At 60.5% G+C, this 12,927-nt stretch carries 14 protein-coding genes; 9 read left to right on the top strand and 5 right to left on the bottom strand.

Translation table 11 applies throughout. The features are described from left to right. Nucleotides 1-163: 163 nt before the first annotated feature. The 7 genes from WBR25_RS18270 (at nucleotide 164) to WBR25_RS18240 (ending at nucleotide 7,591) form a co-directional block, all read left to right on the top strand. On the top strand, nucleotides 164-1,279 hold the full coding sequence (locus WBR25_RS18270; RefSeq protein ID WP_101530195.1) for a sugar diacid recognition domain-containing protein: 1,116 nt from the start codon (nucleotides 164-166) through the stop codon (nucleotides 1,277-1,279). A gap of 118 nt (nucleotides 1,280-1,397) precedes the next feature. After that, nucleotides 1,398-2,660 (top strand): GntP family permease, encoded by a 1,263-nt coding sequence (locus WBR25_RS18265; RefSeq protein ID WP_101530194.1) that lies wholly within the window; start codon nucleotides 1,398-1,400, stop codon nucleotides 2,658-2,660. Between the two features lie 9 nt (nucleotides 2,661-2,669). After that, the gene (locus WBR25_RS18260) at nucleotides 2,670-3,803 is read left to right on the top strand and encodes a glycerate kinase (RefSeq protein WP_479748843.1); all 1,134 of its coding nucleotides are present in this window, start codon (nucleotides 2,670-2,672) and stop codon (nucleotides 3,801-3,803) included. 232 nt (nucleotides 3,804-4,035) lie between these two features. Further along, nucleotides 4,036-4,599, top strand: a complete 564-nt coding sequence (locus WBR25_RS18255) for an NnrU family protein (RefSeq protein WP_479748842.1) — start codon at nucleotides 4,036-4,038, stop codon at nucleotides 4,597-4,599. A 58-nt stretch (nucleotides 4,600-4,657) separates the two neighbouring features. Next, nucleotides 4,658-5,194: a glutathione peroxidase gene (locus tag WBR25_RS18250; protein WP_005340333.1), complete on the top strand. Its 537-nt coding sequence runs from the start codon at nucleotides 4,658-4,660 to the stop codon at nucleotides 5,192-5,194. An 82-nt stretch (nucleotides 5,195-5,276) separates the two neighbouring features. Continuing rightward, nucleotides 5,277-6,212, top strand: coding sequence for a LysR family transcriptional regulator (locus WBR25_RS18245; protein WP_005340335.1), 936 nt, complete (start codon nucleotides 5,277-5,279; stop codon nucleotides 6,210-6,212). A 182-nt stretch (nucleotides 6,213-6,394) separates the two neighbouring features. Continuing rightward, entirely contained in the window at nucleotides 6,395-7,591 is a 1,197-nt protein-coding gene (locus tag WBR25_RS18240) for a NupC/NupG family nucleoside CNT transporter (protein ID WP_479748840.1), read from the top strand. Between the two features lie 101 nt (nucleotides 7,592-7,692). Here the strand turns inward: WBR25_RS18240 and WBR25_RS18235 are convergent, their stop codons facing one another. The 5 genes from WBR25_RS18235 to WBR25_RS18215 all read right to left on the bottom strand — a co-directional run bounded on the left by WBR25_RS18235 (nucleotide 7,693) and on the right by WBR25_RS18215 (nucleotide 10,689). Then, the gene (locus WBR25_RS18235; RefSeq protein ID WP_005340339.1) at nucleotides 7,693-8,112 is read right to left on the bottom strand and encodes a DUF4426 domain-containing protein; all 420 of its coding nucleotides are present in this window, start codon (nucleotides 8,110-8,112) and stop codon (nucleotides 7,693-7,695) included. Between the two features lie 43 nt (nucleotides 8,113-8,155). Then, nucleotides 8,156-8,458, bottom strand: coding sequence for a DUF167 family protein YggU (gene yggU, locus WBR25_RS18230; protein WP_267512360.1), 303 nt, complete (start codon nucleotides 8,456-8,458; stop codon nucleotides 8,156-8,158). Continuing rightward, nucleotides 8,458-9,009 (bottom strand): YggT family protein, encoded by a 552-nt coding sequence (locus tag WBR25_RS18225; protein ID WP_005341416.1) that lies wholly within the window; start codon nucleotides 9,007-9,009, stop codon nucleotides 8,458-8,460. Before WBR25_RS18225 ends, yggU begins: the two co-directional genes overlap by 1 nt. An 11-nt stretch (nucleotides 9,010-9,020) precedes the next feature. Then, complete coding sequence (gene proC, locus WBR25_RS18220) at nucleotides 9,021-9,845, bottom strand: pyrroline-5-carboxylate reductase (protein WP_479748838.1); 825 nt, start codon at nucleotides 9,843-9,845, stop codon at nucleotides 9,021-9,023. 142 nt (nucleotides 9,846-9,987) lie between these two features. Next, nucleotides 9,988-10,689 (bottom strand): YggS family pyridoxal phosphate-dependent enzyme, encoded by a 702-nt coding sequence (locus WBR25_RS18215; protein WP_307895562.1) that lies wholly within the window; start codon nucleotides 10,687-10,689, stop codon nucleotides 9,988-9,990. Between the two features lie 39 nt (nucleotides 10,690-10,728). On the opposite strand from WBR25_RS18215, the gene tapT reads away from it, so the two are divergent. After that, the gene (tapT, locus tag WBR25_RS18210; protein ID WP_005340354.1) at nucleotides 10,729-11,763 is read left to right on the top strand and encodes a type IVa pilus ATPase TapT; all 1,035 of its coding nucleotides are present in this window, start codon (nucleotides 10,729-10,731) and stop codon (nucleotides 11,761-11,763) included. A 28-nt stretch (nucleotides 11,764-11,791) separates the two neighbouring features. After that, nucleotides 11,792-12,901, top strand: a complete 1,110-nt coding sequence (tapU, locus tag WBR25_RS18205; RefSeq protein ID WP_479749918.1) for a type IVa pilus ATPase TapU — start codon at nucleotides 11,792-11,794, stop codon at nucleotides 12,899-12,901. Nucleotides 12,902-12,927: the final 26 nt, after the last annotated feature.

Below are 12,927 nucleotides of genomic sequence, written 5' to 3'. Positions count from 1 at the left end.
CAAGCACGCAATTCCTGCTCCATGGCGGGGCACACATCGGGTAAAGTGGCCTATTCTAGCGATCCCCCTCTCGCTTGTCTTGATGATGTGGCATCTTTGCGCCCATGTGTCCTGAATCGCCTCGTGGTGACGTAGCCAGATCAGCCCCTTGTCCGGAGATGTTATGCAGCTAAACGATAACCTTGCCCGCCAGATCGTCGCACGGGCGATGAAAATCCTGTCGTTCTCGGTCAACGTGATGGACGAACATGGCCTCATCATTGCGTCCGGCAATCCGGAGCGGATCCATCAGCGCCACGAAGGGGCCGTGCTGGCGCTGACCGAAAACCGGGTGGTGGAGATCAGCGAAGCGACAGCCTTGCAGCTCAAAGGGGTGCGACCCGGCATCAATTTGCCCATCTCCTATCAGGGGGAGCTGATCGGAGTGATCGGCATCTCCGGCGATCCGGAGGAAGTGCGTGCTTACGCCGAGCTGGTGCGAATGACCGCCGAACTGATCCTGGAGCAGGCGGCGCTCACCGAGCAGTTGCAGTGGGACAAGCGCCACAAAGAGGAGCTGGTGTTACAGCTTATACGTGGTGAGGGACGAGTCGATCAATTGCAGCAGGCGGCCCGTTTTCTCGGGCTGGAGTTGGCCCAGCCCAGGGTGGTGGCCGTGCTGGCGCTGGAGGAAGCGGATCCGGCGCGTCTGCGGGAGCTGGTTCATCAGTTGGAGAACCCGGAGCGGGACAATCTGGTCGCCATCAACGGGCTCGACGAGATAGTGGTGCTCAAACCGGCGCAATTGAGTGATGGCGTCTGGCAATCGGCGCAGGAGCGCAGCCGGATCAAGCAGTTGCTGGCGCGAATTCCCCACTTCAAGGTGCATATCGCGGTGGGCGATTACTTCGCCGGGATCGGCGGGCTGGCGCGCTCTTACCAGACGGCGCGCGATACCCTGCGCCGTGGCATGCGGCAGGCGCCGCGCAAACAGGTCTACTTCTTTGAGGACTACCGTTTGCCGGTGCTGCTGGGCAGTCTGGCGGACTCCTGGCAGGCGGATCAGCTGCGCACACCGCTGCAGAAACTGGCCCGGGAAGATGGCAAGGGGGCGCTGCAGAAGACCCTGCGCCACTATTTCTTGCAGGATTGTGATCTGCATCGCTGTGCCGAAGCGCTGTTCATTCACCCCAATACCCTGCGTTACCGACTAAACCGGATCGAGCAGATAACCGGGTTGAATTTCAACAAGTTAGACGACAAATTTTTGCTCTATCTCGGCCTTAATCTCGACTTGTGATTGTGAAGTTGGACAAAAAACCACTTTTACATGACGCAATTTTTGGTTTGTAAGCCAAAGCATTCTGATTGCAGATCTCCATAATGGCGGCCATTCACTCCCATTGAAGGTGTCCGTCATGATCTCGGTTACAGCCCTTGGCGCCATCGCGGCGCTCTCCATCGCCATCATCCTCATTTTGAAGAAGGTGCCGCCCGCTTACGGCATGATCGTGGGTGCCCTGGCCGGTGGCCTGATTGGCGGTGCCGATCTGACCCAGACCGTTGCCCTGATGATCGGCGGTGCCCAGGGGATCACCACTGCGGTGATGCGGATCCTGGCGGCCGGTGTGCTGGCTGGCGTGCTGATCGAATCGGGCGCGGCCACCACCATCGCCGAAACCATCGTCAAGAAGCTGGGTGAAACCCGCGCCCTGCTGGCGCTGGCGCTGGCGACCCTGATCCTGACTGCGGTCGGCGTGTTCGTGGATGTGGCCGTTATCACGGTCGCCCCCATCGCGCTGGCCATTGCCCGCCGTGCCGACCTCTCCAAGGCGGCCATCCTGCTGGCGATGATCGGCGGCGGCAAGGCGGGTAACGTCATGTCCCCCAACCCCAACGCCATTGCCGCGGCTGATGCCTTCCATCTGCCCCTGACCTCCGTTATGGCTGCGGGCATCATTCCGGGTCTGTTCGGTCTGGTGATGGCCTACTGGCTGGCCAAGCGGCTGAACAACAAGGGCAGCAAGGTTGCTGCTGATGAAGTGGTGAGCTTTGCCGGTGCCAAGTTGCCAGGCTTTGCCGCCGCCATCAGTGCACCGCTGGTCGCCATCCTGCTGCTGGCCTTGCGCCCGGTCGCCGGTATCGTGGTGGATCCGCTGATTGCACTGCCCCTCGGTGGTCTGGTCGGTGCCCTGATGATGGGTAAATTCAGCAAGGTGAACCAGTTTGCGGTCTCCGGTCTCGCCCGCATGGCGCCGGTCGCCATCATGCTGCTGGGCACCGGTACCCTGGCAGGCATCATCGCCAACTCCGGCCTGAAAGATGTGCTGATCAGCGGCCTGACCGCCTCCGGTCTGCCTTCTTACCTGCTGGCGCCTATCTCCGGTGCCCTGATGTCGCTGGCAACCGCCTCGACCACCGCCGGTACCGTGGTGGCCTCCAACGTATTCAGCTCCACCCTGATTGAACTGGGGATCAGCAGTCTGGCCGGAGCAGCCATGATCCATGCCGGTGCCACTGTGTTTGACCACATGCCCCACGGCTCCTTCTTCCATGCCACCGGTGGCAGCGTCCACATGGGGGTGGGTGAGCGCCTGAAACTTATCCCTTACGAAACTGCAGTCGGTCTGACCATTGCCACTGTCTCCACCCTGATGTTTGGCGTGTTTGGCCTCGCCTAAGGAATTGATATGAAAATTGTTATTGCCCCCGATTCATTCAAGGAGAGTCTGAGCGCCATGGCGGTGGCTGATGCCATCGAGGCCGGTTTCAAGCAGGTGCTGCCGAACGCCACCTACGTCAAATTGCCGATGGCCGATGGCGGTGAGGGCACGGTGCAATCGCTGGTCGATGCCACCGGTGGCCGCATCCTGCCGGTCGAAGTGACCGCGCCTCTTGGCAACAAGGTGCAGGGCTTCGTCGGCCTGCTGGGTGATGGCGAGCGCGCCGTCATCGAGATGGCTGCCGCCTCCGGCATCCATCTGGTGGCGCCCGAGCAGCGCAATCCGCTGCTCACCTCCAGCTTCGGCACCGGCGAGCTGATCCTGGCCGCGCTGGAGATGGGGGTGAAGCACCTTATTCTCGGTATCGGCGGCAGCGCCACCAATGACGGCGGAGCCGGTATGATCCAGGCGCTCGGCGGCAAGTTGCTCAAAGCCGATGGCTCTGCCATCGAGCTGGGTGGCGCGGGTCTCGGTGAGCTCGAGACCATCGACCTGAGCGGTCTGGATCCGCGTCTGGGCGAGCTGGTTATCGAGGTGGCGTGTGATGTGAACAACCCGCTGTGCGGCCCGAAAGGCGCCTCTGCGGTGTTTGGCCCGCAGAAGGGGGCAACGCCCGAGATGGTTGTCGAACTTGATGCCAACCTCTCCCGTTATGCCGACTGCATTGAGCAGGCCCTTGGCAAGCAGGTAAAGGATATTCCGGGGGCGGGCGCTGCCGGTGGCATGGGGTCCGCACTGGTCGGTCTGCTTGGTGCCGAGCTCAAGCCCGGCATCCAGATCGTCATCGAAGCGCTGAAACTGGCCGAGGAAGTGGCCGATGCGGATCTGGTCATCACAGGCGAAGGGCGCATCGACAGCCAGACCATCCATGGCAAGACGCCAATCGGTGTCGCACGTTGCGCCAAGCAGTTCGGCAAGCCGGTGATCGGCATCTCCGGTTGCCTGACCGACGATTGCGGTGTGGTACATGATCACGGGCTGGACGCGGTATTCGCCGTGGTCAACCGCGCCATGTCTCTGCCGGAGGCGCTGGAGAGCGCCAGCACCAACATTCAACTCACCGCGCGCAACGTAGCGGCGCTCTATCAGCTCAAGGGCTGATCCGGTTCGGCCGATGCGCCCCATCGGCCACTCAATATCCCCGTTTGGGGCATCTCCCATCCCGAGAGATGTCTGACTGCCCTGGCACTTATTTGCCGATCCATCGTGATCGGCTCTTTTCTTTCTGCTCCTTTGTCTTGCCACACTTTTGACTCTATGGGTCAGCGCGGTTTTGATAGGCGCAAATCTCCCTTTACGGCATAGTGGTCGTACCAAGTACAAGGAGAGACTCATGTTCCTGCTGACCCTGGGGGTTGCGCTGTTTACCCTGATCCATCTCTACCCCTGTTTTGCGGTGGCCCATCGGGCGCGACTGAGAGAACGGCTGGGTGAGAATCGCTACAAGGGGCTCTTCTCCCTGCTGGTGTTTGTCGCCATTGCCTGCATCATCGCCGGTTGGCGCTCGGCCAGCTCGCTGCCGCTCTACTTCCTGCCGGATTGGGGGCCGATGACCATGACGGTGATGATGCCCTTTGCGCTGATCCTCTTTTTCTCCGGCCAGGGGCCCAACCATCTGCGCCGCTGGCTGGTGCATCCCCAACTGCTCGGTACCCTGCTCTGGGCGGTGGCTCATCTGCTGGTCAACAGCGAGGCGCGACCTCTGGTGTTGTTTGGCGGCATCGGGCTCTGGGCGCTGGTGAGCATGGTTTGGATTTCGGTGCGGGACTGGCAGCGATATCCCCGTCCTGCGGCCAACTGGACGGGCACCGGCATCAGCGTCGGGGCGGGCCTGGCTGCCACCGCGCTGCTGGTGTTCTGGGGCCACGGCTGGCTGACCGGCATTCCATTGCATTGAGAGTGAACTGCGGCTCTGGTAACCGCGTATGATGGACAAAACAAAAGGAGTCTTGGCGATGAAATGGTTCACTCTGTTGCTGTTATTGGGGGCTGGCGCGGCCTCTGCGGCGTGCCCCGATTATTTCAATGTGGAGATGCGGGAGCTAAACAACTCTCAGCGCCACAACCTCTGTCAGCTGACCGAGGGCAAGGTGGTGCTGGTGGTCAATACCGCCTCCTACTGCGGCTACAGCGGCCAGTTCCGCGATCTGGAGAAGCTCTACCAGAGCTACAAGGATAAGGGGCTGATTATTCTCGGTTTCCCCTCCAACGACTTCTGGCAGGAGGCTGGCAACGAGACCAAGACCGCCGAGGTGTGTCGCCGCGACTATGGCGTCACCTTCCCCATGTTCAATCGGGTAGCGGTGCGGGGCTCCGATGCTGTGCCACTGTTCAAGGGGTTGGCGGCGGCCGCTGATGGGGATGAGCCGAACTGGAACTTCCACAAGTATCTGGTGGGGCGCGATGGCAAGTTGATCGCCAGCTACGGCGCCAACCAGAATCCGGCTGACGACCCCCTCAAACTGCAGATCACCCGGGCGCTGGGGCTCTGACCCTACCCCTTGGCGGGCGGCTCTGGAATAATGGGCTCCCGCCACTCAATCCGGTTATCTTGTGCTGCAACGTCTTCCTCAAATGGTGATCTTCGATGCGCTGGTGCGCGAGCAGGGGATCTCTGCCGCTGCCCGTCGTCTCGGGGTCTCCAAGTCCCATATCAGCAAGCAGCTGGCGCTGCTGGAGACCACTCTTGGCGCCCAGCTGGTACAGCGCACCACCCGCCGCTTCGTCCTGACCGAGCTGGGTCAGGAGTATGCCCGTCACTGCCATGCGCTGGTGGCAGTGGCGCAGGAGGCGGACTCCATGATCGCCGAGCGGCGTGGCAAGGTGAGTGGCGTGCTCCATCTCGGGGTGGGCCAATCTTTTGGCCGCTTGCACGTCATTCCTCATCTCAAGGCGTTTCAGGATCGCTATCCCGAGCTGGAGCTGGAGGTCTCGCTGTTCGACCACAGAACCAATCTGGTGGATGAGGGGCTGGATCTCTGGCTCACCACCTATGAGGACAAGCCGGAAGGGCTGGTGGGACAGCGGCTGGCCGACATTGGCTTCGTGGTGGCGGCTTCGCCGGATTACCTGCTGAGCCACGGCACGCCGCTTCATCCCAAGGATCTGGCCCAGCACAACTGCATCACTTACCAGAGTCGGGAGCGACGCTATCACCAGTGGTCGTTTCGCCAGGGCAAGGAGCGCCAGACGGTGCAGGTGGCGGGCAACTATCGGGTGGATATGGCGGAGGCGGTGCGCGATGCGGCACTGGCCGGGCTCGGTATCGCCTATATTGCCAACTACTTGCTGGACAAGGAGTTACAGAGCGGCAAGCTGATCCCTGTGTTGCCAGGGTGGCGACCGAACCAGCAGATGGCGGTACACGCCGTTTATGCCCGGCGCGAACATCTGGATCCCAAGATCCGTCTCTTCATCGATTTCCTCAAGGCCAGATTTGGCCCCGAACCCTATTGGGAGCAGCGACTGGCCCCCTGGCTTGGGGGTAAATTGTCCGGTGGTGAGGAATGATTGTTTTCATATAAGAACTCTCGATTTCTCCTGATACTAAAATCGAACCAAATCAGCCAGTTGGCGCAACCGATATCGTGCAAACGTTTTTTCTAACAGGCTTGTAACCAAGCGGACTTGCAGTGACGGGGGGAGAGGCGCAGAATCCGCGCCCATCTTTTGCCCCACCTGATGGAGTCCCTATGATTGCCCTGCTCGGCATCCTGAGTATCCTGGCGCTTGCCGTCATCTGCTCTGATAATCGTCGTCGTATCCCGTTGCGAACAGTTGGCCTTGCCCTCTGCCTGCAAATCATGTTTGCCGGTTTGGTGCTCTGGTTGCCTGCCGGTCAGCATGTGCTAAACGGGGTCAGCGAGAGCGTAAGCAGCGTGATTGGTTATGGTCAGGAGGGGATCGCCTTCCTGTTCGGCGATCTGGCCAAGTTCAAGCTGGGCTTCATCTTTGCCTTCAATGTGTTGCCGGTCATCATCTTCTTCTCCGCGGTGATCGCCATCCTCTACCACATCGGTATCATGCCGCGGGTGATCGCCCTGCTGGGTGGTGGCTTGCAGAAGCTGCTGGGCACCGGCCGTGCCGAGAGTCTTTCCGCGACCGCCAACATCTTCGTCGGCATGGTGGAAGCGCCGCTGGTGGTCAAACCCTACCTCTCCAAGATGTCCGATTCCCAGTTCTTCGCAGTGATGAGCTGTGGTCTCGCTTCCGTCGCCGGTGGCACTCTGGTGGGCTATGCCAGCCTCGGGGTTGAGTTGAAATACCTGATCGCTGCCGCCTTCATGTCGGCCCCTGCCGGTCTGGCGATGGCCAAAATCCTGGTGCCGCCGGGAGCTGAAGAGGTCGATCACCATCAGGATGTTGAGATCCCCCGTGCCACCAACGTGATTGAAGCGGCTGCCGATGGCGCCATGTCCGGCCTCAATATTGCGGTGGCGGTCGGTGCGACCCTGCTGGCCTTCGTTGGTGTGATCGCCATGCTCAATGGCCTGCTCGGCTGGGCTGGCGGTCTGGTAGGACTGGACCTGAGCTTCCAGATCATTCTGGGCTGGCTGTTTGCCCCCGTCTCCTGGCTGATCGGTGTGCCCTGGGATCAGGCACAAGCCGCTGGCGCCCTGATCGGTACCAAGATCGTGGTCAACGAGTTCGTCGCCTTTATCGGCCTGGTGCAGGATCAGACCCTGAGCGAGTCGAGCAAGGCTATCGTGACCTTCGCCCTGTGCGGGTTTGCCAACATCTCCTCCATGGCGATCCTGATCGGCGGTCTGGGTTCCATGGTGCCGGAGCGCAAATCCTTCATCGCCCGTTACGGCATACGCGCCATTCTCTCCGGCGTGCTGGCGAACCTGATGAGTGCCTGTCTGGCCGGTCTGTTCCTCGCCCTGTAACCGCTGCGGTACGGAATAGATGCAACAAGGGCGCCCTGATGGCGCCCTTGTCATATGGATAAAATGAAGCCCCGGCCTTGGTCGGGGCTTCTTGTTGCTGCTCAGTCGACGTAGAAGGTCTGCTGGAAGCTGAGGTTCTGTTGCTGCCCACCGCCCATGATCTTCAGGGTGAACTGATAGGTATCTTCGTTGCGGTAGGGGAGGGTTGCCAGATAGTAGATGGCATCCCCCTCTTTTACCTCCTGAAAGTTCAGGGTGCGGATGGTGCCGGTCAGGTTCTTGGCCTCACCGGTGATACCCACGGCTTGCGCCACTTTCTGCTTGTCCTGTACCGCGATATTGATGATGGCGTTGTAGCGGCTGCGCTCCAGTCCATACGCCTTGGCGACCTCTGGTGTAAGGAAGCTGGAGTTGAAGGCGTTGTAGTGCACCAGCCAGGGGCCCAGCTCCTTCATCTGTTCTGCCTTGAGCGGCAGGGTCATCAGCAGTGCCAGCAGGCCACTCATCCAGGCTGTTTTCATCTGTCATCCCTCTCATATCTACGGTTGGCGCAGGCCGATTCATTCAGCCTTGCGTGTCATTCAGTAGCGCACTCACTTCTTGTGGCCACTGTTTGGGGCTGTCGATGGCGACGGTTTTGTGCCGCCCCAGTTCGCCCCGCACTATGGTTACCTGGCCCTTGGCCACCTTGAACTGCTTGGCCAGAAACTTGATCAGATGGCTGTTGGCCTGGCCATCGACGGGCGGCGCCGTGATGGCCACTTTCAGCTCTTCACCATGCAATCCGATGATCTGATCCCGACTCGCCTTGGGCTGGATCACCAGATGCAGTACCAGTTCATCCCCTTGTTGCAGGACGGCTGGCATCAAATCATCCACCACAGCTGGCCAAACAGGTCACCCAGCAGGTAGTTGATGGCTTGCAGGCCGATAAAGGCGACTAACACCGAGAGATCCAGTCCGCCCAGTGCCGGCAGTACGCGGCGGATAGGGGCGAGGAACGGCTCGGTCAGCTGATGCATCACGTATTCGATGGGGTTGCGGCCCTGGCTGACCCAGCTCAGGATGGCGCGGATCAGCAGTACCCAGAAGATCATCGAGCCCGCTTTCTTCAGCACGGTCAGCGCGGCAAACAGGCTGATGCTGAGCCAGTCCGCCAGCAGCACGTTCATGCTCTTGAGCAGGGCCAGCTTGGCGAAGGCGATGGCCAGCGCCAGCACCACGGAAGCGAGATCGATGCCGCCAAAGCCAGGGATAACGCGGCGCAGCGGGATCACCAGCGGATTGGTCAGCTTGACCACCATCTGGCTCATCGGGTTGTAAAAGTCGGCACGGGCCCACTGCAGCCAGACGCGCAGCAGGATCACCATCAGGTAGAGATCGAAAACGGTGTTAATCAGAAAGTAAGCAGTGTTCATCTGGGCTCCTGTTAGAAGAGGGTTTCCATTTCGGTGGCGCGAGCAACGGCCGCCTGCATGGCTTGCGCAGTCAGCGGCATCAGCCCCTGCTGCTGGAATGTCTTGATGGCTTCGGCTGTGGTGCCGCCCTTGCTGGTGACCTGCTCACGCAGGGTCTGCAGCGCCAGCTCAGGGTTCTGCTCCACCATGGTGGCTGCGCCCAGCGCGGTCTGCTGCACCAGCAGGCGTGCCTGCTCGGGCGAGAAGCCCATTGCCTCTGCCTCTTCGGCGATCGCCTGCATAAAGAGGAAGAAGTAGGCCGGAGCACTGCCCGCAGCGGCGATGACGCCGTTGATGCCAGACTCCTGCTCCACCCAGAGGGTCTTGCCAACCGCCTGCATCATCTGCTCGGCAAAGTCGCGATCGTGGGCTCCAATATGCTCGGGCGCATAGAGGCCGGTCATGCCCAGACCCAGCAGGGCCGGGGTATTGGGCATGGTACGGATGATGCGGTCATGACCACCGGCCATCTCGCCAAGGCGCGCCACCTTGATACCAGCTGCGATGGAGATGAGCAGCTTGCCCTCAAGGGATCCCAGCTCTTCAACCAGTGCTGCCAGCATGCCGGCCATCAGCTGCGGTTTGACCGCCAGCACGATCACTTCGGCGCCTCGGGCTGCCTCGGCATTACTCTGGGTGATGCGAATGCCATGTTCGCTCGCCAGCGCCTCCAGCTTGGGCTGGCTCGGGTTGGCAGCAGTGATCTGCCCAGCGGGATAACCCGCCTTGACCAGTCCGGCGATGATGCTGCGGCTCATGTTGCCCGCGCCGATAAAGGCCAGCGTTCTATGCTGCATCAGATGCTCCTGTTGCACATGGGGTCGCGGCGGGGTTGGCGCTGCCTGCACCACCTGACGCCAGAATTCGGTGTTCCATCAAACGCTCCTGTTGATGAAGTCGCGGCAAGAGGCGGACGTATGGGTTATCCGCTGGCCTTGCCTATGAGTAGTCACGAGCGCCGAAGATGGCGGTGCCGACCCGCACCATGGTGCTACCGTGGGCGATCGCCAGTTCGAGATCTTCGGTCATCCCCATCGAGAGGGTATCCACCGTGGGGTATTGTCGCGCAAGCTCGGTGAACAGAGTCTGCATGCGGGTCATTTGGGCGGCCAGTACGCCCTCGTCGCTGGTGTGCTCGGGAATGGCCATCAGTCCCCGCAGCACCAGTCGCTCACTTTGAGAGACCTGCTCGGCAAGGCGGAAAATCTCTTGTTCCGACGTTCCGGATTTACTGCTCTCTCCGCTAATATTGATTTGCAGACAAACATTTAGCGGTGCCATTGTTGTTGGGCGCTGGTTGTTGAGGCGGTCGATCAGCTTGTCCCGATCCACGCTCTGCACCCAGTCAAACCGTTCGGCGACCAGTTTGGATTTGTTCGATTGCAAAGGGCCGATAAAGTGCCACTCTATGTCGCTATATTCCGGCTGCTGGCGCAAGGTATCGATCTTGGCCGCTGCTTCCTGAGCGTAGGATTCGCCAAAGCAGCGCTGACCTGCGGCATGGGCGGCCATGATGGCCTCGACCGGCTTGGTCTTGCTCACGGCCAGCAGGCAGATCTGCTGCAGGTTGCGGCTCGCCCGTTCGGCGGCCTGGGCAATACGTTCCTTTACCTGAAACAGGTGCTGGGCAATCTGGTTCATATTTCGTTAGTGATCTTGTGATGGGAGAATGACAAGTCTATGGATATCACAGAGTTATTGGCTTTCAGTGTAAAGCATAAAGCCTCGGATCTACACCTCTCGGCCGGGGTTCCCCCGATGATCAGGGTTGATGGTGAGGTTCGCAAGATCAATTTGCCCGCCCTGGAACACCGGGAAGTGCATGCCCTCATTTACGACATCATGAACGACCATCAGCGCAAGGAGCTGGAGGAGAACTTCGAGGTCGACTTCTCGTTCGAGGTGCCCAATCTGGCCCGTTTCCGGGTCAACGCCTTCCAGCAGGCTCGCGGCTCGGGCGCGGTATTTCGTACCATCCCCAGCACGGTGCTGAGCCTCGAGGATCTCGATGCGCCGGAGATCTTCCGCAAGATCGCCGAGTTCCCGCGGGGTCTGGTGTTGGTGACCGGCCCGACCGGTTCCGGTAAGTCGACCACCCTGGCGGCCATGGTCAACTACATCAACGAGAACTTCCATCACCATATCCTCACCATCGAAGACCCCATCGAATTCGTCCACGAGAACAAGCGCTGTCTGGTGAACCAGCGGGAAGTGCACCGGGATACCAAGAGCTTCAGCAACGCCCTGCGCTCGGCCCTGCGGGAAGACCCGGACATCATTCTGGTGGGCGAAATGCGCGACCTGGAGACCATTCGTCTGGCCATGACCGCAGCTGAAACCGGCCACCTGGTGTTTGGTACCCTGCACACCTCGTCGGCGGCCAAGACCATCGACCGTATCATTGACGTTTTCCCCGGTGCGGAGAAGGACATGGTGCGCTCCATGCTCTCCGAATCCCTGCGGGCAGTTATCTCCCAGACCCTGCTCAAGCGTATTGGCGGTGGCCGGGTGGCGGCCCACGAGATCATGATGGGCATTCCGGCGGTGCGTAACCTCATTCGGGAGGACAAGATCGCCCAGCTCTACTCGGTGATCCAGACCGGGATGACCCACGGTATGCAGACCATGGATCAGAGTCTCAAGCAGCTGGTGAGTCGTGGCGTGGTGGCATCCCTCGATGCCAAGGCCAAGGCCGTCGATCCCAACAGCATTTAAGCGACTCGCACCCAGGGAGGGATAGATGATGAATCTGGATGATCTGCTGAGCGAGCTGGTCGAGCGAAAGGGATCGGATCTGTTTGTGACGGTGGGCTCGCCGCCCACCCTCAAGGTGAATGGCCATCTGGTGTCGCTGGGGGGTGAGGCGCTCGACAAGAAGGGGGCGCTGACGCTGGTCAGGGATACCCTCAGCAGCGATCACTTCGAGCGCTATATCCGCACCAAGGAGGCCAACTACGCGATCTATCGCGAAGCGCTTGGCCGTTTTCGGGTCAGCGCCTTCTGGCAGCAGGAGCTGCCCGGCATGGTGGTGCGGCGTATCGAGACCCGCATTCCCACCTTTGAAGATCTGCAGCTACCCAAGATCCTGCAAGAGGTGGCGATGGCCAAGCGGGGGCTGGTGCTGTTTGTCGGCGCTACCGGGGCGGGCAAATCGACTACCCAGGCGGCGATGATCGGCTATCGCAACCAGCATGCCGATGGTCACATTCTGACGGTGGAAGATCCGGTGGAGTTCGTCCATCAGCATGGTCGCAGTCTGGTGACCCAGCGAGAGGTGGGGATCGACACCGAGTCATTCGATGTGGCGCTGAAAAGTTCGCTGCGTCAGGCGCCGGACGTGATCCTGATCGGCGAGATCCGAAGTCAGGAGACCATGGAGTTTGCCCTGCAATTCGCCGAGACGGGACATCTTTGTCTCGCCACTTTGCATGCCAACAATGCCAACCAGGCGCTGGATCGCATCCTCCATCTGGTGCCGCAAGACAAACACCGCCAGTTCCTGTTCGATCTCTCTTTCAACCTCAAGTCCATCGTCGCCCAGCAGCTGGTGCCGAGTATGGATGGCAAGCGGCGCTGCGCTGCGTTCGAGATCCTGCTCAATACCCCGCTCATCACCGACATTATCCGCAAGGGAGAGATGCATCGCCTCAAGGAGGTGATGACCAAATCCACCGAGCTGGGTATGCAGACCTTCGATCAGGCGCTTTTCAGCCTGTTCTGCGCCGGCCAGATTGGCTACAGTGAGGCCCTCGCCCACGCCGACTCGGCCAACGACCTGCGACTGCTGATCAAGCTCTCCGGTCGCGAACGGCTCGGCACAGGCACGCTGGACAATGTGACGCTGGATGAATGAATCATGGGGCCGCTCTGCCGTTCGGC

The organism is Aeromonas sp. MTB (assembly GCF_056632455.1).
Note: the sequence above shows the minus strand (reverse complement) of the source record. Positions and strands in the feature narration are given on the sequence as shown.

Bases quoted from the DNA above. Each gene is read 5' to 3' on its own strand.
- WBR25_RS18270 (WP_101530195.1), top strand. From the start codon at position 164: ATGCAGCTAAACGATAACCTTGCCCGCCAGATCGTCGCACGGGCGATG.
- WBR25_RS18265 (WP_101530194.1), top strand. From the start codon at position 1,398: ATGATCTCGGTTACAGCCCTTGGCGCCATCGCGGCGCTCTCCATCGCC.
- WBR25_RS18260 (WP_479748843.1), top strand. From the start codon at position 2,670: ATGAAAATTGTTATTGCCCCCGATTCATTCAAGGAGAGTCTGAGCGCC.
- WBR25_RS18255 (WP_479748842.1), top strand. From the start codon at position 4,036: ATGTTCCTGCTGACCCTGGGGGTTGCGCTGTTTACCCTGATCCATCTC.
- WBR25_RS18250 (WP_005340333.1), top strand. From the start codon at position 4,658: ATGAAATGGTTCACTCTGTTGCTGTTATTGGGGGCTGGCGCGGCCTCT.
- WBR25_RS18245 (WP_005340335.1), top strand. From the start codon at position 5,277: ATGGTGATCTTCGATGCGCTGGTGCGCGAGCAGGGGATCTCTGCCGCT.
- WBR25_RS18240 (WP_479748840.1), top strand. From the start codon at position 6,395: ATGATTGCCCTGCTCGGCATCCTGAGTATCCTGGCGCTTGCCGTCATC.
- WBR25_RS18235 (WP_005340339.1), bottom strand. From the start codon at position 8,112: ATGAAAACAGCCTGGATGAGTGGCCTGCTGGCACTGCTGATGACCCTG.
- yggU (WP_267512360.1), bottom strand. From the start codon at position 8,458: ATGCCAGCCGTCCTGCAACAAGGGGATGAACTGGTACTGCATCTGGTG.
- WBR25_RS18225 (WP_005341416.1), bottom strand. From the start codon at position 9,009: ATGAACACTGCTTACTTTCTGATTAACACCGTTTTCGATCTCTACCTG.
- proC (WP_479748838.1), bottom strand. From the start codon at position 9,845: ATGCAGCATAGAACGCTGGCCTTTATCGGCGCGGGCAACATGAGCCGC.
- WBR25_RS18215 (WP_307895562.1), bottom strand. From the start codon at position 10,689: ATGAACCAGATTGCCCAGCACCTGTTTCAGGTAAAGGAACGTATTGCC.
- tapT (WP_005340354.1), top strand. From the start codon at position 10,729: ATGGATATCACAGAGTTATTGGCTTTCAGTGTAAAGCATAAAGCCTCG.
- tapU (WP_479749918.1), top strand. From the start codon at position 11,792: ATGAATCTGGATGATCTGCTGAGCGAGCTGGTCGAGCGAAAGGGATCG.